Raw genomic sequence first — 19351 nt, 5'->3', positions numbered from 1 at the left:
AAGCCGGTGCGAAAATATCGGCGCCGACCAATAGGAGAAATCATGACCCCAACCACCTTCCTCATCCCGGACATGACCTGCGGCCATTGCGAAAAGACCCTGCGCGGCGCACTTTCGGACGTCCTTCCCGACGCCGCCGTCAATATCGATCTTTCCACGCATAGGCTCACGGTAACGGGTGACGCCGCAACCGCGGAGGAAGCAATCCGCGAGGCCGGTTACTCGCCTGAACGGGCGGGCTGACGCACGTCGTTCCAGGAATAAAAAAGGAAAGATATGCTGCTGAGTAGCATCATTTTTCCTTTGAAGGCAGAACTCCAATGTCCGTCTCGACCATCTCCTTCAATCCTATCGCGGCCTCGGCGACACGCTGCCGGAGGCATTCGAGCGGGCGGTCCTGCGCATCGGCGCTATTGAGGCGGATATGCAAACCCTCGGCAAGGCACCGTTTCACGGGACATTGATGCCTGAACTTTTGCCCGGCCTTCGTCGGGTCGCGAAAAATCAGGCGATCTTTCATTTCGATGTTGATGACGGCGAGAAGACATTGCGTGTTCTCGCCATCTTCTTCGGTGGGCAGGATAATCAGCGCCACATGTTGAAACGCGTCGTATCCGGCCTGACAAGCGGTTAAACCTCGTCGAACGCCCCGCCCTCGCGCGAGGGATTGCGGTTGATCACCCGTTCCTCCGCATCGTCGGGCAGGGCCTCGTCGCTTTCCTGATAGGGGTCGTCCTCGCTCTCGGCCTCTTCTTCCTCGATTTCCTGCTCGATGAATTGAGGAATTTCTCCCTTGGCGGGGAGGGCGTCGATGTCGAGGTCGAGCAGGTCTTCATCCATGGCGTCTTCGTTCGAGGGCAGGATTTTTTTGCGGTCCATGACGGTATCCTTTCTATCGGTTATTCGGCAAACGAGCGGAAACGCGCAGGGTTCCTGTCGCCTGCGAATTCCCTCGGATTGAATGGCGCGAAAAAGCTGTCTTGACCTCAATGGCGCTTGAGGTTCTAGTTTGCCCGCCGTATCGCGAAAATCGAAAGGATGCGGCTTTGACGAGTATGGAAATGACGGAGAAAAACGGCTGGGGTGAATTGTTGAGCGGGACCAATCTCTCGCTTTTAACCGTCATCTCCTCCGGTATCGGCCTGCACGCTTTCAACCAGTTCGCGGTCGTCACGGCTTTGCCAGTGGCCGTGAATGAAATCGGCGGAGCGGCCTTTTACAGCTGGGCCTACAGCCTCTATTTCGTCGGTTCCGTCGCTGGCGGCGTCACCGCCGTGCTGTTTCGCGAACGTTTCGGCGCGCGCACGGTCCTGCTGCTGTGCTGCCTGATCTTTTCTATGGGTTCCCTCCTTTCGGCAATCGCCGACGACTTCTTGTGGGTCGTCGTCGGTCGCGCCTTGCAGGGTCTGGCGGACGGGTTGATCGTTGCCGTGTGCTACAGCCTCATTCCCGCCGGTTTCCGCTCCGGCCTGTTGCCGAAGGTCTTTGCCATCGAGGCGGCGATCTGGGCGGTCGCCTCGTTCATCGGCCCGCTCACAGGCGGTTTCGCAACCGAACATATCTCCTGGCGCGCCACCTTCCTGTTGTCGGCACCCCTGATTCTGTTGCTCGTGGCCTATACTGCCATTGCCGTCTCCGCCGAGCGACCGGTGGTGACGACGCGCAGGCCGCTGGTGCCGCTGGCACTCTGCCTCGTCGGCGCATTGGCGTTTTCCGCTCCCTCTGCCTTCGAGGATGCGAGCCTGCGCGCCCTGTCCCTGCTGGCGGGTGCAGCACTCCTGTGGGCCTCGCTCCGCGCCGGTACACGGCCTTCCGTTGGATTGTTTCCGAAGGATTCGTTTCGGTTGAAGACGGTGCTCGGCAGCGGCTTCTGGGTGCTGTTCCTGATGTCCTACGCCCACGCTCTCGGCAGCGTCTATCTGGCCTATGTCGCCATCAATCTCTGGCGACCCACCTTCGCCGGTTTTATCGTGGTAACGATGCCGCTCGCCTGGAGCCTGGTGGCAATGCTGATCGGAAGCCTGCGCTCCGATCGCCTGCGCGAGGTTTGCCTGCATTACGGCCCGTATCAGATGGTGCCGGGCTGCATTTTGCTCGGGCTCGGGCTTTCGTCCGGCAGTTCGGTCGAAATGCTGCTTGGGCAAATCCTGATAGGATCGGCTTTCGGCATGTCATGGGCAGGTATCAGCCAGGCGGCCATGGAAGCCGCACCGGAGGAGGAACGCAAGATGACGGGCGCTCTGCTCCCCACGGTCGCGACACTGGGAGCCGCCGCCGGTGCGGGTGCAAGCGGCACCGTGGCCGCTGCAACCGATCTCGTGACGCAAGTCGATCGGGCAGACGTGACGATGCCGATGATGTATCTTTACGGACTTGGTGTCGTGGTGTCGCTGCTGGCGATCTTCACGGCAAGGGGGCTGCGCAGCGTGCGCTAGCGCCCCCGCCGCGGCCTGGTCAGGACTGGGTAGTGGCGATGGTGATCGCCGTCAGATAGACCACAAAGGCCATGACGGCGATCGCGCCGATGACGATGACGATACCCTTTCCGGCGCGCTTCTTCTCGGTCTTGTTCTCGTTGGCTTCCGTCGGAAACAGGATGGGATCGCTGGTGTCGCGGATTTTGGTCATGCCGTTTCTCCTTTCGGCGGAATTTTTCGGGCGTTTCTGGTCTATCAACCACCCAATCCGCCAAAAGGTTCCTTAGGGACGCAGCGCCCAGGTCGTGGCGTGGACCACCGCCCCGGACTCGGCCTTCAAAAGAGCGGCGCGCACGGGCTCGAAGCCCTCGATGCGTTTCGTGCCGACATACCGTCCGCGATTGGCAAAAACCTCCATAGAGCCGTAATCCAGAAAGATACGGACGCGCGAGGCCCTTGCGCCTTTGGCAATGTAATGTGGGGAGTGGCCCTCCCGCCCATCCTCGTGGCGGATCCAGAGGCCCGTTTCGTCGCTGACGAGACCGAGCGTGACCGTCGGGTGATCAAGCGCGAGTTCGAAGGGCACCCCCGGCGACGCAAGCTCGATCAATATCTCCACTGCGCCGTTGATGAAGGTGACGCGCTCGCCGGCCGCAAGCCGGGTGCGGTCGAGAATGTGGCTGCGCAGGCTTTCGGCCGCGCCGATGGGTGGGGTCAGAAGCTCGCCATTCACATAAGTGATCCGGCGCGGTAACGTCATGGAGGTGGGGAAATCGATCTCGGGATTGGCGTCGGCCCAATTGGCCAGCCAGCCGATGCCGATGATGCTATCCCCGTCCAGAAAGGCCTGAAAGGCATAATTATCGGTGCCGAAATCGAGCTCCTGACCGGATTCCTTGGTGAAGACCTTGCCGTCGAACCAGCCCACATCGGCCATTGTCAGGTTCTTGCGGCCTGTCTCGGGGTCTTCCGAGTGCATCAGTCCGTAGATCAGCACCCAGCGCGTGGAACGGGCATTGGCGGGGCCATCGAGCGGCAGCAGGCAGGGGCATTCGATGGCTGTGGTTTTATACCGCGTTTCCACCCAGAGCTTGCCCACATAGGTCCAGCCGGAAGCAGCCGTGGGGTCGAGCGTTTCGTAAAGCAGGATGACACCGCCGCCCTCGCTCTGGCTGCCGAGCACCATTTTCCATAAGCCATCGGGACCGCGAAAGACGTAAGGATCGCGGAAATCCGGCGTCAGCCCCTGTCCGTCCGGACGATGGCCCAGAATGACGTCTGCCTGCCCTGCCATGATGAGATCGGAAGAGGTGGCGGTGAGCTGTATCTGCTGTTCGGGAATGCGGTCCTGCACCTGCTCGGTGAAGAACACGCGGATGCCGGTGCCTTCCACCAGCGGAATGGTGGAGCCGGAATAGGCGCCGCCGCGCTTGTCCGGCCGGGTGGTCAGGTCTTCTGACGGAAAAAGGAAGATCGGCAGATGCCGCCAGCGAAGATAATCGGAGGAGACAGCATGTCCCCAATGCATGGTGTTCCACCGCAGCCCGTGCGAATAATGCTGATAAAACAGATGCGGACGGCCCTCGAAGCGGCCAAAGCCGTTCGGATCATTCATCCAGCCGAAGGGCGGGCGGAAGTGGTAGCTCCCGGGAAGTTCCGGCGCGGCATTGTCAGGCTTGGTATGAACAACCGTGATGCCGGTTTCGAGTACATCCGATGCCGTGAACCAATAAATCACCGAAACGGCGGTGGTGACCGTGTCGTAACTCAGCTCCACATGGCCGCCGCCAAAAACCTGATAGATCCGAAACCCGTACTCTTCGGTGTTGACGCTTGAAACTTCAGCGAATTTTCCGTTTTGATTGGAGAAGGAAACCGCACCCGGCTCGCCGGCTTTTTTTGCCTTCAGCCAGACATGAAAGGTGGCGTTGACGGGCAGATCGGTGTGAATGGTACGGATGGCGCTTTCCGGTTCGGCGGTTACGGCTTCAACGACGGTCATTGCTTTTCCTTTCCTTTCGGCATTCTGCGGGTCAAGCATAGGAACGATGATGGCGATGGAAAGTTCATTGCGCAAAATTGAATGAGGCGAAGGAGCGGAGCTTTGGCATTTATCGCTCGCATCCGTCGCCCTCCGGCCCCATATAAAGGCAAAGCAGGGAGTTTATCCGTGATGAAATTTGACAATTCCTATGCCCGCCTGCCGGAGCGTTTCAGCGCCGCGGTGCTGCCGACGCCGGTAAAGGCACCGCGCCTCATCGCCTTCAACCGTGGGCTTGCCGACGAGCTTCGTCTCGACGTCACCGGCCTTGACGATGAAAGACTGGCGGCGATCTTTTCGGGCAATGTCGTGCCTCAGGGAGCCGAACCGCTGGCCATGGCCTATGCCGGCCACCAGTTTGGCGGTTTCGTACCGCAGCTGGGCGATGGCCGCGCGATTCTTCTGGGCGAGTTGATCGACAGGAACGGCAAACGGCGTGATATCCAGCTGAAAGGCTCCGGCCCGACGCCGTTCTCGCGCAGGGGTGACGGGCGCGCCGCGCTTGGCCCTGTGCTGCGCGAATATATCGTATCGGAAGCGATGTTTGCGCTGGGCGTTCCCGCAACCCGGGCGCTGGCGGCTGTCCTCTCCGGCGAAAGGGTGCAGCGTGAAGTCGGCCTGCCGGGCGGCGTCTTCACCCGTGTCGCGGCAAGCCACATCCGTGTCGGCACGTTCCAGTTTTTCGCCGCGCGCGAGGATGACGAGGCAATCAGGAACCTCGCGGACTATGTGATCGACCGTCATTATCCCGAGGCGAAAGAGGCAGATAATCCCTATCTCGCCCTGCTGCAAGGCATAGCGCAACGGCAATGCGACCTCATCGCCCGCTGGATGATGGTGGGCTTCATCCATGGCGTGATGAATACCGACAATATGGCGGTCTCCGGGGAGACCATCGATTTCGGCCCTTGCGCCTTCCTTGATGAATATCACCCCAACAAGGTTTTTTCCTCCATCGATGCGCAGGGCCGTTACGCCTATAACAACCAGCCCGGCATCGCCCAGTGGAACATCGCAAGGCTGGCGGAATGCCTGCTGCCGCTGCTCGATCCGCTGGTGGAAAAGGCCGCTGAACTCGCCAATGGGGTTCTCGCCGATTTCGCTGCCGCCTTTCCCAAACGCTGGCTTACCGGCATGCGCGCAAAACTTGGCCTGACGGCGGAGGAAGACGGCGATATGGATCTGGTGCAGGGGCTGCTGGCGCTGATGCAGGCATCGGAAGCGGACTATACGCTGACCTTCCGTCGTCTTTCGCATGCCGTCAATGGCGACGCCGAGCCATTCCGCGGCATGTTCATCGATATTGCGGGCGCGGACGAATTTCTCGCCCGTTGGCGGGAAAGAGCCGGTCGGGAGGGGATTTCCGATTCCGAAAGATCGGCGGCGATGCTGTCAGTTAATCCCGCCATCATCCCACGCAACCACCGCATCGAGGAACTGATCGAGGCGGCAGTGGAGGAGGATGATTTCGAGCCCTTTCACGCCATGCTGAAGGCGATTGCGACGCCCTTCGAGGAGCGGCCGGACAATTTCGTCTATATGCAGCCGCCGATGAGCCATGAGCGGGTATTTCGGACGTTTTGCGGGACGTGACGACCTCACCGTCATGCCGGACTTGATCCGGCATCCAGCCGACGCGCGTCTGCGCGGCGAATAGAGTATTTCCAGCCCAAGGACTTGGGCTGGCTGGATACCGGCTCAAGGCCGGTATGACGGAATAAACTGAGGCCGGTAGCTCACCCCACCCGAGCCAGTGGCTCATGTGCGCCATAATACCGGCCGAACCGGTTATCGAGGAACTTGGGCAGGTCCACTTCCTCCTGGCGCACGAAGCCCTTCTGCGGCAGCGTGCCTTCGGCAAGCAGATCGAGAACCGTGCAGATGCCTGAGGCGGTTGTGATCTGGATGGCGCTCATCATCCGGCCGGAAACGGGACCGGCATAGACCTTGTTGGCGTAGGTTTCCTGCAGGAAGCGGCCGTTGCGGGTGCCGCAGACGGTGACGAAGACGATGACCACATCCTGCATGGTGCCGGGAAGGGCGTTCTCGAACAGGTCCTTTAGAACATCACGGCGATTGCGCAGGTTGAGATCGTTCAGCAGCGCCTTCATGATCGCGACATGGCCGGGATAACGGATGGTGCGGTAATTCATCGTCCGCACCTTGCCTTCCAGCGTGGCGCAGAGCGTGCCGAGACCGCCTGACGTGTTGAAAGCCTCATAGGTGACGCCATCGAGCGAGAATTCTTCACGCTCCTCAAGCGCCGGAACGGCGGTGAGGCGGCCTTCGACGATCGCTTCGCAGGGCTCGATATATTCGTTGATCAGCCCGTCCGTGCTCCAGGTGAGGTTGTAGTTGAGCGCATTGGACGGATATTGCGGCAGCGCGCCGACGCGCATACGCACGCTGTCCAGCTTGTCGAACTTGCCGGCAAGATCGGCGGCGACGATGGAAATGAAGCCGGGCGCGAGGCCGCATTGCGGGATGAGCGCCGTCTCCGCCGTTTCCGCCAATGCCTTGACCTTGCGGGTGGATTCCACGTCTTCGGTCAGATCGAGATAATGCGTGCCGACGGCAACGGCCGCTTCGGCAATGCCCGCCGTCAGGTGGAAGGGGGCGGCGGATAGCACCGCGAATTTGCCTTTTAGCAGTGCTTCCAGCGCCGGACGATCGGTGATGTCGACGATCTCGGTGTCGACGCGCTCATGTGCTGGCACATTGGCCAGCTGGTCGGCCGAGCGATCGGCAACCGTGATGCGATAATCGCCTGTGGCGGCCAGCATCCAGGCGATGGCCGAGCCGATGTTGCCCGCACCTATGACGACGATGTTTTTCATGTTTTGTTCCCCGCAGAAAAATCCGTAGGGCACAATCATATTGCGGTTTCGCTGCGATTCGGAGCTTCACTATGTGCAGATCGCTCGTTATTATTGAACGATAAGACGACAGGATTGATCACTATGACGATCACTGACAAGGACCGGGCGCTGCTGGCGCTGCTTTCCGAAAATGCCCGCATGCCGGTGGCGGAACTGGCGCGCAGGCTCGGCCTTTCGCGCACCACGGTGCAGGCCCGCATCGAGCGCCTGGAGGCAGACGGCGTGATCGCGGGTTACGGCCTCAGGCTTTCGGAAAGTTATCTTTCCGGGTTGGTGCGCGCGCATGTGCTCATCACCATCGGGCCGAAGGCTCTGCCGGCGGTGACTGCGGCGCTTGCCGCCATCAAGGAAGTGACGACGCTGCATTCGGTGAGCGGCACATTTGACCTGATCGCCATTCTGGCCGCCCCTTCGATCCTCGATCTCGACCGGCTGATCGACCGCATTGGCGCCTTGGACGGCGTGGAGCGCACGCTGTCATCGATCATTCTGTCGACGCGGATCTCGCGGTAAGAAGCGTTTGAAAGAGTGGAAGATAAGCGAAACCCACTTCCGTCATGCCGGACTTGATCCGGCATCCAGTCGCTGCGCTTCTGCGCGGGGAACAGAGTCTTTTCAGCCCATGGACTTGGGCTGGCTGGATACCGGATCAAGTCCGGTATGACGGAAGCGATGGTCTGCAAAACGAAACAACAAAGGATTGCCACTCCTATGTTTCTCTCGCTACGCGAAGGCGAAACCGTCTAAACCACCGTCCGCTCATCATAAGCCTTCTGTGCCGCCATCACCGCGTCCATATTGCCCTCCGCCCAATGGGCAAGCGCCGCCACGGTGTCCGTCAGCGTGCGCCCCAGCGGCGTCAGTGAATATTCGACGGTGACAGGAACCGTTGGAAAGGCCTGCCGTGAAATCAGCCCGTCACGCTCCAGCTTCTTCAGCGTCTGCGACAGCACCTTCTGCGATATGCCCTTGATCTCGCGCCGTAACAGGTTGAAGCGAACGGCATCACGCCGCAGCTTGTCGAGGATCAGCAGCGCCCATTTGTCGGCGATCCTGTCCAGCACCATGCGTGTCGGGCAGCGGTCCTCATAAACGTCATAGATATTTGCCATCGATTTCACCCTGTTGTTTCAAGGCCATACCGGTTTCCGCGAGGAAACCAGCTAACCGAAAAGTGCTCTCTTTTCATGATTTCTCTAACGCAGTATCTGTGTTTTCGAAACATGGTTTCCATTAGATACTAAGGAGATTTGAGATGGCAGGCAAGATACTCGTAATCGGTTCAACCGGCACCATCGGCACGCCGCTGGTCAGGGCACTGGTGGCCAAGGGCGAAAACGTGAAGGCGGCATCGCGCAGCGGCAGGGCGTCGGACGGCGGCGAAGGGGTGCGTTTTGATTATACCGACGCATCGACTTATGCGGATGCCTTCGACGGTGTTGACCGCCTGTTCCTGCTTCTTTCCGGCGGGCGTCTGGATGCCATCGACGCGCTGACGCCCGTTGTCGAGGAGGCCGCACGCCGGAAGGTGAAGATCGTGTTCCTCAGCGTTCTCGGCGTCGATGCCGACGATTCCATTCCCTATCGCCAGATCGAGCTGAAGATCATCGCGTCAGACACGCCTTACGTCATCCTGCGTCCCAACTGGTTTGCCGATAATTTCCACAGCTACTGGAAAGCCGGCATCGACCACGGCCAGATCGCCGTTCCGGCGGGCGAGGGCAAGTCAAGCTTCATCGATGTGCGCGATATCGCCGATAGCGCCGCCGCCGCTCTGACATCCACGGGCTTTGACGGCAAGGCCTTCAATCTGACCGGACCAAGGGCAGTTGGCTACGGCGAAGCGGCAGCACTGATTTCGCAGGCTATCGGCAAGCCAGTGTCTTATGCCGCCGTTTCGGACGAGGTCTTTATCGGCATCCTCACGGGTGCAGGTGTGCCGCAGGACTACGCGTCCTTCCTCGCCTCGATCTTCCATCCCGTTCGTGAGGGCTGGACCGCGGTGGTGACCGGCGACGTGGAAACGCTGACCGGCCATGCGCCGCGTTCGCTGGAGACCTATATCGCCGACAATCTGGACCGGCTTAAAGGCTGAGACTCAACGAGAGCCCGCCGCGCTTAAGCCGGATCGGTGGAGCCGCGGCGGGCCTTGAAGAACATCTTCAGCCGCTGGATATCCTCGGCATTCCAGCCCTGCGGCGCCGTTACCTCCGTCCAGGCATCGATGTAATGTTCCGGCGCATACACATGGCCATATCCGATCGGCGCCGTGGTGGCGGCGGCAACATCGAGGCCGAGCTGCAGCAGGGTGACGACCGGGAACCAGCGGAAGGATGTGGAAACGTCTGGCCCGTGATGCACCATCCATTGCGGCCGCCGGTAAAGCGAGGCGGCCTCGAAGAAGGTGATGGGGTCGCTGGCATATTGCAGATAAACGATCCGCATCGGCCCCCAGGTCGCATCAGGCATATGCGCGGTGGTATATTGGTTGGCGAAGCGGATGACGGAGGAATCGCGGAAACGCGGCAGCCATTCCGGCGTGCCCTTCACCCGGCCATTGGTGGCCATGCGCCATGTCGGGCTGGAGAAGGGAGGGCCGCTCCACAGCGCGCCCTGGAAGGGGTCGGAGAGCACATCGTAAAGATCGGAGGACTTCTGCGAGTTGAGCGAACCGAGGCTCAAGCCGTGCAGGTAAAGCCTCGGCCGCTTTTCCTTCGGCAAGGTGGTCCAGTAGCCATAAACGGCTTCAAACAAAGCGCGCGCCGTCTCGACGCCGTAATCCGGCTCCGTCAGCAAGGCTATCCAGCTTGAGAGATAGGAATATTGCACGGCAACGCTGGCGATATCGCCGTCATGCAGATACTCGACGGTATCGAGCGCTTCCGGATCGACCCAGCCGGTGCCGGTGGGGATGACCACCAGGAGCACCTTGCGGTCGAAGCCGCCGACACGTTTCAGTTCCTCAAGCGCCAGGGATGCCCTTTCATTCGGGGTCGAGGCGGAGTTCAGGCCTGCATAGACCCGGAGCGGCTCCTTGGCCGGGCGGTGGGTGAAGGCGGAGATGTCTGCGCTACGAGGGCCTTCAGCGACAAATTCGCGGCCGCGACGGCCGAGCGATTCCCATGTCATCAGCGAGGCGCTGCTGCCGGTCTTGAGCGGATCGGACGGGCGCGGCACATCGGGTTCGATCAGCGCATCCACCTGTTTCAGCGAGGAATCGGCAAATCTGAGGCCGATGTCGAAGATCAGCCCGTTGAGCAGCATCCAGGACAGAATGATGGCCGCGGCGATGCCGAGCACATTGGCCAGCCGGCGCGGCAGGAAATGCCGGCTGCGCGTCGCAAAGAAACGGCGGATCAGCTGGAACAGCCGGCCGGCGCCGATGAGAATGGCAGCCACCAGTATGGCGATGGCGCCTGTCTTGGTGGGGTGCGCGCTGGGGAGCGGATCGAGCTCCATCAGCACGCGAATGGAGTTCTGCCAGTCTTTCGCCTGCCACAGAAACGCAATCGCCGTAATCGCGGCGGCAAGCGCAATGAGAAACCGAACGCCGCGGACATTATGACGCGAGGGTTCAGGCAGCTCCAGATAAGCCCAGATCGCATGAAGGGCGACGCCGATCATGTAACCGATCGCGAAAGAAAACCCGCACAGCACACCTTGCATCAGCCATGTTCGCGGCAGGAGCGATGGTGTGAGAGAAGCGCAGAAGAGAACCGTGCCAAAGACGATGCCGGTTGCTGAAAGACCCGCAAACAACCGCTCAACCCATTGTTTTACCAACTTGACTTGTCCCTTCTACTCACCGCCTGATGCTAAGTGTAATATGTGACGGACGAGGGTGCAAATCCCGTGATCAGGATAAAAATCACAGAAATAGGAAAATAATCCTTTACACCGTGACGGTGGTTTGATAGTGTTTGGCTATAGTCGGAGATTTGCGGCTGAACGGCAATGGTTGTCTTTGGGACTGCCCGTAGCGCTTTCTTCACCACCGCGTTCCTGTGCTTGTCACAGGAATGAGGGTGAGTGAGGTGCAAGCAAACTCGCCTTGTTCGCGGCCCCTCTTTATTTGTTCTTTCTCTCGCAGGCCAATCCCATGACAACGTCCAGCAATTGCGATCCGGCGCTCTACAGCGTCTGGCCGGAAACGCCCGCCTATGCGGCTGACGACATGCCGGAAGCCGCACCCGAGACGAAGTCGCGGGCCGACAGGCTGGCCGCCGAAGATGCGGCGCGCAACGGCAGCCTGCGGCAATTGCTGAATGAGCTGACGGAGGAGATGCGCGAGCAGTTCTGCCTGTACCGCAATCTCCGCCAAGTGAGCGAAGCGGCCTTTCTGGCGACGGCGGAGGATGCTTCGGGCAAGCTCGCGCGCGCCGATGTGAAGGCTGCGACGGACCAGCTGTCGCTGATCGTTCGCACGCTGGAGCGGATCGACGCTTTGCAACGGGTGCTGGCGGAAGAAAGGGATGCTCTTTTCAGCGAAGACGAAACCGATGTCGGGGACTACGAAGCGGCGGTGGCGCATTTCCTCAATCGCATCGATGAACTGGCTGAACAGAAATGCCGCGCAAAGATGGCAACCGATCCCGCTTGCAGCCCCTTCGCAGAAACCGACACATGACGGATATGTCGACCGGACCCCATCTGCCGGCGCAGGTCTTCAATCTTCTGCGCGACTGGCGCTTCATCGGCAACCTGCCGCAGCAACCGCCGGAGGGCGACTGGCGGACATGGCTTCTGATCGGCGGACGCGGATCCGGCAAGACCCGCGCCGGGGCGGAGTGGGTTCACGCCGTCGCTTCCGCCGGCAGGCAATCGGATTTGCGCATCGCGCTGGTTGCCGAAACGCTGGGTGACGCCCGGGAGGTTATGATCGACGGCATTTCCGGCATCTGCCGTATTGCCCGCCGCCATCGTCCCGCCTTCGAGGTGTCGCGTCGGCGGCTGCTTTGGCCCAACGGGGCGATGGCGCAGGTGTTCTCATCGGAAGACCCGGAAAGCCTGCGCGGGCCGCAGTTCCACATGGCCTGGGCGGATGAGCTGGGCAAATGGAAACATCCACAGGAAACCTGGGACATGCTGCAGTTCGGCCTGCGTCTGGGTGAATTGCCAAGACAGCTGGTGACGACCACGCCACGGCCCATTCCATTGCTGAAGGCGCTTCTGGCCGATCCTTCGAGCCGGGTGGCCCGGATGCCGACGGCCATGAACGCGCGGAACCTTTCGCCCGGTTTTCTGAAAGCCATGCAGGACCGCTACGGCGGCACGCGGCTCGGCCGTCAGGAAATTGGCGGCGAACTGATCGATGAGCGCGAGGGCGCGTTATGGAAACGCGCCGATCTGGAAGCGATCGTTGAGGTTGCGGCTGCGCCGCTTTCGCGGATCGTGGTGTCGGTCGATCCGCCGGCCGGCAGTGGTGAAAATTCCTGCTGCGGCATCGTCGTGGCGGGACTGGGCATGGCCGGGCGTCTCACGGTGCTTGCGGATTGTTCGGTGGAAGGCGAGACGCCGGCCGGCTGGGCTCGCGCCGTCGTCGCCGCCTTCCGCCGCCACGAGGCTGACCGCGTCGTGGCAGAGGTCAATCAGGGCGGCGAGATGGTGCGCGCCATGCTGCAGAGCGTAGACGCCAACCTGCCGCTGACGCTGGTGCGGGCAAGCCGCGGAAAGTTCGCCCGCGCCGAACCGGTCGCCGCGCTCTATGAGCAGGGAAGGGTGCGCCACGCTGCGCGATTTGAAAAGCTGGAGGACCAGATGACGGATTTCGGACCGGAAGGCCTGTCGACCGGGCGCTCGCCGGACAGGCTGGACGCACTCGTCTGGGCGATCACTGCGCTGACGACGATGGTGACCAGCGAACCGAAGGTTCGGGGGATGTGAGATGGTGATTTATTGGCTCCAGGGACCTAGAGCCAATAACGCCTCAAGCGTGCCGCCTGTTTCTTCTTCCGTTGGGCAGAAGGATTGCAGCGCGGGATGAAGAGGCAACGGTCAAGATGTGCCGCGAGAGCATGGATGTCAGGAGCTTGCCCGTCATCTGACCCTTGGGGCCATCTTCTCCCCAGCGGGGAGAAGAAAAAGTGAAGGACCCGCCCGATTTCGGGCGTCGGGCAAATATTATTTCTTCGGAGATTGCGCCGGCTTCGGCTGGGAGCCGGTTTCACGCATCTGGCGCCACTCGTTTTCGAGACGGTCATAAACGGTCTGGGGGATTGTCGCTGTCATGGTGGCATTCCTCCTTGAATGGTTAACGCTGCAGGATTGCGCGGTAAATGGAGTTAGCGCGCTAAGGTTCCGGAATTCAAGGAATTTTTTACTCCAAAACCCCGGTCCGAGGATTAAAATCGATTAAGGTTTTTTCAAATCGATTTAGTCCTGACGGACGTCAGGGGTCATGAACCCCAAGTCATATCAAGTGTCATATCAGGAGCAGGCCATGGTCTGGGACGAGGCGCGATTCGTCGCGTCGGTGCGGAAATCCCTGTTTGGCGGGCGGCTGCAGACGGCGCAGCTTGCCGGGATGAAGACGATCCTGTCGGGCTTTGCGACGGCGCTGCCCGGCGGCGATCCCCGGTGGCTGGCTTATATGCTGGCGACTGCTTTCCACGAGACGGCGGCAACCATGCAGCCGGTGCGCGAGACTTTGGCGACAACCGATGCCGAAGCGATCGCACGGCTCGACCGCGCCTTTGCCGCCGGCCGTCTGCCGATGGTCCGCAGACCCTACTGGCGGCGTGATGCGGAAGGGAAAAGCTGGCTGGGACGTGGCTTCGTTCAGCTGACCCATCGCCGCAATTACGAGACCATGTCGGTGCTGACCGGGGTGGATCTAACCGGCCGCCCCGAGCGCGCCATGGAAGCGGACGTGGCGACGGCTATCCTGATCCAGGGCATGGTGGCCGGCAGCTTCACCGGCAGACGTCTTGCGGATTTCTTCGGTGCAGAGCGCGAAGACTGGGATGCGGCGCGCGCCATCATCAATGGCAGCGACCGGGCCGGCCTGGTGGGCAATTATGGGCGCGCATTTCATCGGGCCCTTCTTGCGGCGCGGATTGAACCGGCGCGGCCCAGGTGATAACCCGTTACGCAGCGCCGAGAAGGCCGCCTTCGAATTTCGCATGACAGGTGACACCGTGATCCGCCATATCGTCTTTTTCACCGTTCCCGAGGAAAACCGCGACGCCGTCCGCAAGGGCCTTTCCGGCCTTACCGCGATTCCGCATGCGCTGAAGCTGGAAATCGGCGAGAATGTGAAGAAGGACCAATGGGGCAATTACGTCGATTTCATCGTTTATGGCGAGTTCGAAAACGAGGCGGCGCTGGCGGCCTACAAGGCCGATCCCGCCTATGATCTTTCCACCCGCACGGTGAAGCCGCTGCGGGAAACCCGCGTCGCCGCCGATTTCGACAGCGATACGGCAGTAAAAGCACCGATCCGGTAACGGTTCGGTTCAGCTGCGCAAGTGACGGGCATCTGCCCGTCGTCTGCCGAGAGCCGGCGAAAATCTTTTTCCGTTTGGGCTTTGAGTCCCGGTATCCCTTATTTCTGTGCCTGTCGCAGGAAACCAGCCGACGCGTGTCTGCGCGACGACAAGACTCTCTTCCGCCCATAGAGCTGGGCTGGCTGGTTCCCTGTGACAAGCCAGGGATGAGGAACATCACAAACAAGGACACCGTCATGCGATTTCCCTTTTCCCTGCCGCGCAAGCGCCCGGCGGATGGCAACGCCATGCCCGAAAACCGGAAAATGGCTGGCGGCTTCATGGCCGTGGCCATGCAGGGCGGGCAGGCCTTCTGGTCCGGCCGGTCCTATGCCGCGCTTGCCCGTGAGGGTTTCATGAAGAATCCCGTAGCCCACCGGGCTGCCCGCATGGTGGCGGAAGCGGCCGCGTCGGTGAACTGGCTGCTTTACGACGGCGATGACGAGATAGGCGATCATCCGCTGCTGGCGCTTCTGGCGAGGCCGGGCGCCCACATGGGCGGGCCGGATTTCTTCGAGGCGCTTTATGGCCACCTCATGCTGGCCGGAAACGCCTATGTCGAGCCGCTTGTGGTCGGCGGGCGGCTGCGTGAACTGCATCTTCTCCGGCCTGACCGGCTCAGCATTGTCGAAGGGCCGGATGGCTGGCCGGCGGCTTATGATTACCGCGCCGAAGGCCGGGCCACGCGGCGCATCGCCGCCGAGCGGGACGGGCTGGGGCTGCTGCATCTCAAACTGTTCCATCCGCTGGATGACCGGGTGGGGTTCGCGCCGCTCGCCTCCGCCGGCGCGGCGCTTGATCTCCACAACGCGGCCAGCCAGTGGAACAAGCGCCTGCTCGATAATTCCGCCCGGCCTTCCGGCGCGCTGGTCTATCAGCCGCGGGAAGGCGGCAATCTTTCCGCCGAACAATATGAACGGCTGAAGCGCGAGCTGGAGGAGGGCTATCAGGGCGCCATGAATGCCGGCCGGCCGCTGCTTCTGGAGGGCGGGCTGGACTGGAAGGCGATGGGACTATCGCCGCGCGACATGGACTTTCTGGAAGCCCGCAACGGCGCGGCCCGCGATATCGCGCTCTCACTCGGAGTACCGCCAATGCTGATCGGCATTCCCGGCGACAATACCTATGCGAATTACCAGGAAGCAAACCGCGCCTTCTATCGCCTCACCGTGCTGCCGCTCGTCAACCGCACGGCGGCGAGGCTTTGCGGCTGGCTTGCGCCGATCTTCGGCGTGGGCCTGCGACTGGAAGCCGATCTCGATCGGATTGCCGGGCTCGCGGGCGAGCGGGACGCGCTCTGGACACGCATCGGCGCAGCCTCGTTCCTGAGCGACGAGGAAAAACGCGAGGCCGTCGGTTATTGAAAGGACGGCGTTTCTTTCGCTTTGACGGTTCAAGCATTGTCTGAAGAAGCGGATTCTCTTTGTGAGCTCATCCGTCCAAGCGATTCCGAAGATTCGTAAAATCACCCGGTGCAGGCGCGCAGGAAGCGGCTGCGTGCGACGCGGCGCGTCCGCCCGATGACAACATCCTAGAACGGAATGATTACCCATGTCTGAATTCGCCAATGAGGCCGGCATCTGGGCCGCCCGCATCACCGGCGCCGTGGCGGGCGCGGGTGTATCGCTCGTTTATCTCCTGCCGAAAAGCAAACGCGAGGCCGCGAGCCGTTTTATCACCGGCGTCTCCTGCGGCATGATCTTCGGCGGGCCTATCGGCCTGTGGATCGTGCAGCAGCTTGATATTGCCGGTGCGCTCTCCGGTCGCGAAATCATGGTGGCGGGTTCCGCCGCCGCCAGCATGGGGGCCTGGTGGGGGTTGGGCGTGCTGGTGCGCATCGCCGACCGTTACAGCGCCCGCCCGCGCGCCTGATATTCCCCTCACATTGCAGGAGTTACCCATGCACGCCTATCGCGGGCCGCGTCCCGCCACGCGTAAATTCGCCAATCTGGAACTGCGCGGCATTGCCGGCGACGGCACTTTTTCCGGTTACGCCAGCGTTTTTGGCGAGATCGATCTCGGCCGCGATGTGATCGAGCGCGGCGCCTTCCGCCGCTCCATCGAGGAGCGCGGTGCGTCCGGTATCCGCATGCTCTACCAGCACGATCCGGCCCAGCCTATCGGCGCCTGGCGCACCATCCGCGAGGATGAGCGTGGCCTTTATGTCGAGGGTATCCTCTCGCCCGGCGTCGCCCGGTCGAGGGAGGTCCATTCGCTGATGAAGACCGGCGCTCTGGACGGGCTGTCCATCGGTTTCCGCACGGTTCGTTCGAGTAGGGAAGGGCTTTCCGGCAAGGCGGCCCGCGCCGGCGTCCGGCGCATTCTGGAGGCCGATCTCTGGGAGATCTCCGTCGTGACTTTTCCGATGCTTCCCTCGGCTCGCGTCTCCGATGTCAAGCATGCCCGCTTCTTCCGCGACCGCGACACCGAACTGGTGCGCAGCATGCGCCGCGCCGCCCGTTCGCTTTTCGATACCGCCTTCAAACGCTGATTTCCGGACAAACCGCAACAAGGAAAACCACATGACAGAGCAGACAACGACACCGGCCCCGATGACGGTTGCGCCGCAGTTGAAGGCCGTCCCCGATACGATGACGGCCGCCTTCGACGAGTTCATGGAGGCCTTCGAAGCCTTCCGTGAGACCAACGATCAGCGGCTTGCCGATATCGAGCGCAAGATGGGGGCTGATGTCGTGACCCGCGACAAGCTCGACCGCATCGACAGGGCGCTCGACGACAACCGCAGGCTCATGGACGATCTGGCTTTGAAGAAGGCGCGGCCCGCGCTCGGCCGGAAGGACACGCTGTCGCAGGATGCCGAAGAGCACAAGACCGCTTTCGAGGCCTATATCCGCCGGGGCGAGGAAGCCGCGCTGCGCGATCTCGAGGCAAAGGCCTTTGCCGGCTCGGCCGGGGCGGACGGTGGCTTTCTTCTTCCGACCGAGACGGATGGCGAGATCGGCCGGCGCATGACGGCGATTTCGCCTGTCCGGGCGCTCGCCACGGTGCGACAGGTTTCCGCTGCCGTGCTGAAAAAACCCTTCGCCACCGGCGGGCTCGCCACCGGCTGGGTTTCGGAAACGTCGGCGCGCCCGGAAACGGCGACGCCGAAACTGTCGGAGCTTTCTTTCCCGACCATGGAGCTTTATGCCATGCCTGCCGCCACCCAGGGCCTGCTGGACGACGCGGCGGTCGATATCGAGGCGTGGATCGCATCCGAGGTCGACATCGCATTCGCCGAACAGGAGGCGGCGGCTTTCGTTGGCGGCGACGGCATCAACAAGCCCAGGGGGTTCCTCGCCTATACGACCGTTGCCAATAACGACTGGAGCTGGGGCAATATCGGTTATGTCGCGACCGGCGTATCGGCGGGCTTTTCCTCCGCCGGTCCCATGGACGTGCTGCTCGACGCCATCTATGCGTTGAAGGCCGGCCATCGCCAGAACGGCACCTTCCTGATGAACCGCAAGACGCAGGGTGCGCTTCGACGCTTCAAGGACACGACCGGCGCCTATCTTTGGCATCCGCCGGCTGCCGTCGGTCAGCCCGCCTCGCTGATGGGCTTTCCGGTGACGGAAGCCGAGGACATGCCCAATGTGGCGGCCAACAGCTTCGCCATCGCCTTCGGGGATTTCCGCGCCGGTTACCTCATCGTTGACCGAACCGGCGTCCGCATCCTGCGCGATCCTTATTCGGCCAAACCCTATGTGCTTTTCTACACCACCAAACGCGTGGGCGGCGGCGTGCAGAATTTCGAGGCGATCAAGCTGGTGAAGTTCGGGGTGAATTGAACCTCGACGGTGCCGCGCGTTTCTTCCCCCGCCGATGCCCGACAGGGCAGATGAGGGGGCAAGCTCTCGGTTTACCCCGACCCTTGCCCCCTCAACCCGCTGCCGCGATCTTCTCCCGGCGGGAAGAAGGCGAAAGACGCAGCCGCTCGCCCTAATCTCCGGAGACCCCATGACCTATGCCCTCATCCATCCGCCGCAGGCGGAGCCGTTGACCCTTGCCGACGTCAAGGCGCATCTGCGTCTCGACAGCGGTGACGAGGACACCTTGCTTGCCGCGTTGATACGCGCGGCCCGCGAGCATCTGGAACGCACCACCGGGCTGTGCCTCCTGCGCCAGACCTGGCGGCTTTATCTCGATCGGTGGCCCGAAACGGGCGTGATTCTGATTGGCAAGACGCCGGTGCAAGCCATCGAAACGATTCTGGTTTTCGACGGGCAGGGGCGCGTGGCAGACATCACCGCCACCGAAAAGCTGCTCGACGGCGCGGCGCGGCCGGCACGGCTGTGGCTGCGCGAACCGCCGGCCCCGGAACGGGAGCTGAATGGCATCGAGATCGATTTCACCGCCGGTCATGGCGAGGCCGGGACGGATGTGCCCGATACGCTGAAACGCGCCATGCTGATGCATGTGGCGCAGATGTTCGCCTTTCGCGGCGCCGTCGCGCCGGAAAACCAGCCGGCCGCCGTTCCGGCTGGTTATGAGCGGCTGGTGTCTCCTTTCTGCCGTCTGGGGCTTTAG

At 61.7% G+C, this 19351-nt stretch carries 21 protein-coding genes; 15 read left to right on the top strand and 6 right to left on the bottom strand.

Translation table 11 applies throughout. The features are described 5' to 3' along the window. The first annotated feature begins 42 nt into the window (after positions 1–42). Together DOU54_RS14745 and DOU54_RS14740 are read left to right on the top strand one after the other, a co-directional pair. Positions 43–243, top strand: a complete 201-nt coding sequence (locus DOU54_RS14745) for a heavy-metal-associated domain-containing protein (RefSeq protein ID WP_006700082.1) — start codon at positions 43–45, stop codon at positions 241–243. 220 nt (positions 244–463) lie between these two features. Continuing rightward, complete coding sequence (locus DOU54_RS14740) at positions 464–634, top strand: type II toxin-antitoxin system RelE/ParE family toxin (RefSeq protein WP_286079913.1); 171 nt, start codon at positions 464–466, stop codon at positions 632–634. Here DOU54_RS14740 and DOU54_RS14735 read toward each other — a convergent pair. Further along, the gene (locus tag DOU54_RS14735) at positions 631–879 is read right to left on the bottom strand and encodes a hypothetical protein (RefSeq protein ID WP_004440706.1); all 249 of its coding nucleotides are present in this window, start codon (positions 877–879) and stop codon (positions 631–633) included. The two genes, DOU54_RS14740 and DOU54_RS14735, sit on opposite strands and share 4 nt — an antisense overlap. A gap of 176 nt (positions 880–1055) precedes the next feature. Between DOU54_RS14735 and DOU54_RS14730 the strand changes: the two genes are divergently transcribed. Beyond that, entirely contained in the window at positions 1056–2435 is a 1380-nt protein-coding gene (locus DOU54_RS14730) for an MFS transporter (RefSeq protein ID WP_193603351.1), read from the top strand. Positions 2436–2454: 19 nt separating this feature from the next. Here DOU54_RS14730 and DOU54_RS14725 read toward each other — a convergent pair whose 3' ends face one another. Both DOU54_RS14725 and DOU54_RS14720 read right to left on the bottom strand, forming a co-directional pair. Beyond that, on the bottom strand, positions 2455–2628 hold the full coding sequence (locus DOU54_RS14725; RefSeq protein ID WP_004440709.1) for a hypothetical protein: 174 nt from the start codon (positions 2626–2628) through the stop codon (positions 2455–2457). A gap of 72 nt (positions 2629–2700) precedes the next feature. After that, positions 2701–4419 (bottom strand): glycoside hydrolase family 32 protein, encoded by a 1719-nt coding sequence (locus DOU54_RS14720; RefSeq protein ID WP_044458786.1) that lies wholly within the window; start codon positions 4417–4419, stop codon positions 2701–2703. A 171-nt stretch (positions 4420–4590) separates the two neighbouring features. Here DOU54_RS14720 and DOU54_RS14715 point away from each other — a divergent pair, with 171 nt between their 5' ends. Beyond that, a complete protein-coding gene (locus tag DOU54_RS14715) occupies positions 4591–6051 on the top strand; it encodes a protein adenylyltransferase SelO (protein WP_004440714.1) in 1461 nt (486 codons plus the stop codon). Positions 6052–6194: 143 nt separating this feature from the next. Here DOU54_RS14715 and DOU54_RS14710 read toward each other — a convergent pair whose 3' ends face one another. Beyond that, positions 6195–7295, bottom strand: coding sequence for a saccharopine dehydrogenase family protein (locus tag DOU54_RS14710; protein WP_004440717.1), 1101 nt, complete (start codon positions 7293–7295; stop codon positions 6195–6197). Positions 7296–7418: 123 nt separating this feature from the next. On the opposite strand from DOU54_RS14710, the gene DOU54_RS14705 reads away from it, so the two are divergent. Continuing rightward, entirely contained in the window at positions 7419–7850 is a 432-nt protein-coding gene (locus DOU54_RS14705; RefSeq protein WP_004440719.1) for an Lrp/AsnC family transcriptional regulator, read from the top strand. A gap of 230 nt (positions 7851–8080) precedes the next feature. Here DOU54_RS14705 and DOU54_RS14700 read toward each other — a convergent pair whose 3' ends face one another. Next, a complete protein-coding gene (locus DOU54_RS14700; RefSeq protein ID WP_004440721.1) occupies positions 8081–8449 on the bottom strand; it encodes a winged helix-turn-helix transcriptional regulator in 369 nt (122 codons plus the stop codon). Positions 8450–8592: 143 nt separating this feature from the next. On the opposite strand from DOU54_RS14700, the gene DOU54_RS14695 reads away from it, so the two are divergent. Continuing rightward, a complete protein-coding gene (locus DOU54_RS14695) occupies positions 8593–9432 on the top strand; it encodes an SDR family oxidoreductase (protein WP_113731473.1) in 840 nt (279 codons plus the stop codon). A gap of 23 nt (positions 9433–9455) precedes the next feature. Here DOU54_RS14695 and DOU54_RS14690 read toward each other — a convergent pair whose 3' ends face one another. Continuing rightward, a complete protein-coding gene (locus tag DOU54_RS14690; RefSeq protein WP_162699461.1) occupies positions 9456–11096 on the bottom strand; it encodes an alpha/beta hydrolase in 1641 nt (546 codons plus the stop codon). 340 nt (positions 11097–11436) lie between these two features. Here DOU54_RS14690 and DOU54_RS14685 point away from each other — a divergent pair, with 340 nt between their 5' ends. The 9 genes from DOU54_RS14685 (at position 11437) to DOU54_RS14645 (ending at position 19351) form a co-directional block, all read left to right on the top strand. Beyond that, on the top strand, positions 11437–11964 hold the full coding sequence (locus DOU54_RS14685) for a hypothetical protein (protein ID WP_113382216.1): 528 nt from the start codon (positions 11437–11439) through the stop codon (positions 11962–11964). Then, positions 11961–13220 (top strand): DNA-packaging protein, encoded by a 1260-nt coding sequence (locus tag DOU54_RS14680; RefSeq protein ID WP_162749697.1) that lies wholly within the window; start codon positions 11961–11963, stop codon positions 13218–13220. The genes DOU54_RS14685 and DOU54_RS14680 overlap by 4 nt, the downstream gene beginning before the upstream one ends. 556 nt (positions 13221–13776) lie before the next feature. Next, positions 13777–14415: a lysozyme family protein gene (locus tag DOU54_RS14675; RefSeq protein ID WP_113382157.1), complete on the top strand. Its 639-nt coding sequence runs from the start codon at positions 13777–13779 to the stop codon at positions 14413–14415. Positions 14416–14473: 58 nt separating this feature from the next. Further along, on the top strand, positions 14474–14782 hold the full coding sequence (locus tag DOU54_RS14670) for a Dabb family protein (RefSeq protein WP_113382214.1): 309 nt from the start codon (positions 14474–14476) through the stop codon (positions 14780–14782). 236 nt (positions 14783–15018) lie between these two features. After that, positions 15019–16185 carry a phage portal protein gene (locus tag DOU54_RS14665; RefSeq protein WP_042936777.1) on the top strand — a complete coding sequence of 389 codons (1167 nt, stop codon included), beginning with the start codon at positions 15019–15021 and terminating at the stop codon, positions 16183–16185. Positions 16186–16372: 187 nt separating this feature from the next. Then, positions 16373–16693, top strand: coding sequence for a DUF6107 family protein (locus tag DOU54_RS14660; RefSeq protein WP_003509186.1), 321 nt, complete (start codon positions 16373–16375; stop codon positions 16691–16693). A gap of 28 nt (positions 16694–16721) precedes the next feature. After that, complete coding sequence (locus tag DOU54_RS14655; protein ID WP_113731472.1) at positions 16722–17312, top strand: HK97 family phage prohead protease; 591 nt, start codon at positions 16722–16724, stop codon at positions 17310–17312. Between the two features lie 31 nt (positions 17313–17343). Next, positions 17344–18612, top strand: a complete 1269-nt coding sequence (locus DOU54_RS14650) for a phage major capsid protein (RefSeq protein ID WP_113731471.1) — start codon at positions 17344–17346, stop codon at positions 18610–18612. Positions 18613–18781: 169 nt separating this feature from the next. Then, a complete protein-coding gene (locus DOU54_RS14645; protein WP_113731470.1) occupies positions 18782–19351 on the top strand; it encodes a head-tail connector protein in 570 nt (189 codons plus the stop codon).

Origin of the sequence: Agrobacterium sp. MS2 (assembly GCF_003261015.1) — a bacterium.
GTDB classification, from domain to species: domain Bacteria; phylum Pseudomonadota; class Alphaproteobacteria; order Rhizobiales; family Rhizobiaceae; genus Agrobacterium; species Agrobacterium pusense.
The sequence above is the reverse complement of the archived record's forward strand: the minus strand, read 5'-3'. Positions and strand labels throughout refer to the sequence as shown.

Bases quoted from the DNA above. Each gene is read 5' to 3' on its own strand.
- DOU54_RS14745 (WP_006700082.1), top strand. From the start codon at position 43: ATGACCCCAACCACCTTCCTCATCCCGGACATGACCTGCGGCCATTGC.
- DOU54_RS14740 (WP_286079913.1), top strand. From the start codon at position 464: ATGCCTGAACTTTTGCCCGGCCTTCGTCGGGTCGCGAAAAATCAGGCG.
- DOU54_RS14735 (WP_004440706.1), bottom strand. From the start codon at position 879: ATGGACCGCAAAAAAATCCTGCCCTCGAACGAAGACGCCATGGATGAA.
- DOU54_RS14730 (WP_193603351.1), top strand. From the start codon at position 1,056: ATGGAAATGACGGAGAAAAACGGCTGGGGTGAATTGTTGAGCGGGACC.
- DOU54_RS14725 (WP_004440709.1), bottom strand. From the start codon at position 2,628: ATGACCAAAATCCGCGACACCAGCGATCCCATCCTGTTTCCGACGGAA.
- DOU54_RS14720 (WP_044458786.1), bottom strand. From the start codon at position 4,419: ATGACCGTCGTTGAAGCCGTAACCGCCGAACCGGAAAGCGCCATCCGT.
- DOU54_RS14715 (WP_004440714.1), top strand. From the start codon at position 4,591: ATGAAATTTGACAATTCCTATGCCCGCCTGCCGGAGCGTTTCAGCGCC.
- DOU54_RS14710 (WP_004440717.1), bottom strand. From the start codon at position 7,295: ATGAAAAACATCGTCGTCATAGGTGCGGGCAACATCGGCTCGGCCATC.
- DOU54_RS14705 (WP_004440719.1), top strand. From the start codon at position 7,419: ATGACGATCACTGACAAGGACCGGGCGCTGCTGGCGCTGCTTTCCGAA.
- DOU54_RS14700 (WP_004440721.1), bottom strand. From the start codon at position 8,449: ATGGCAAATATCTATGACGTTTATGAGGACCGCTGCCCGACACGCATG.
- DOU54_RS14695 (WP_113731473.1), top strand. From the start codon at position 8,593: ATGGCAGGCAAGATACTCGTAATCGGTTCAACCGGCACCATCGGCACG.
- DOU54_RS14685 (WP_113382216.1), top strand. From the start codon at position 11,437: ATGACAACGTCCAGCAATTGCGATCCGGCGCTCTACAGCGTCTGGCCG.
- DOU54_RS14680 (WP_162749697.1), top strand. From the start codon at position 11,961: ATGACGGATATGTCGACCGGACCCCATCTGCCGGCGCAGGTCTTCAAT.
- DOU54_RS14675 (WP_113382157.1), top strand. From the start codon at position 13,777: ATGGTCTGGGACGAGGCGCGATTCGTCGCGTCGGTGCGGAAATCCCTG.
- DOU54_RS14665 (WP_042936777.1), top strand. From the start codon at position 15,019: ATGCGATTTCCCTTTTCCCTGCCGCGCAAGCGCCCGGCGGATGGCAAC.
- DOU54_RS14660 (WP_003509186.1), top strand. From the start codon at position 16,373: ATGTCTGAATTCGCCAATGAGGCCGGCATCTGGGCCGCCCGCATCACC.
- DOU54_RS14655 (WP_113731472.1), top strand. From the start codon at position 16,722: ATGCACGCCTATCGCGGGCCGCGTCCCGCCACGCGTAAATTCGCCAAT.
- DOU54_RS14650 (WP_113731471.1), top strand. From the start codon at position 17,344: ATGACAGAGCAGACAACGACACCGGCCCCGATGACGGTTGCGCCGCAG.
- DOU54_RS14645 (WP_113731470.1), top strand. From the start codon at position 18,782: ATGACCTATGCCCTCATCCATCCGCCGCAGGCGGAGCCGTTGACCCTT.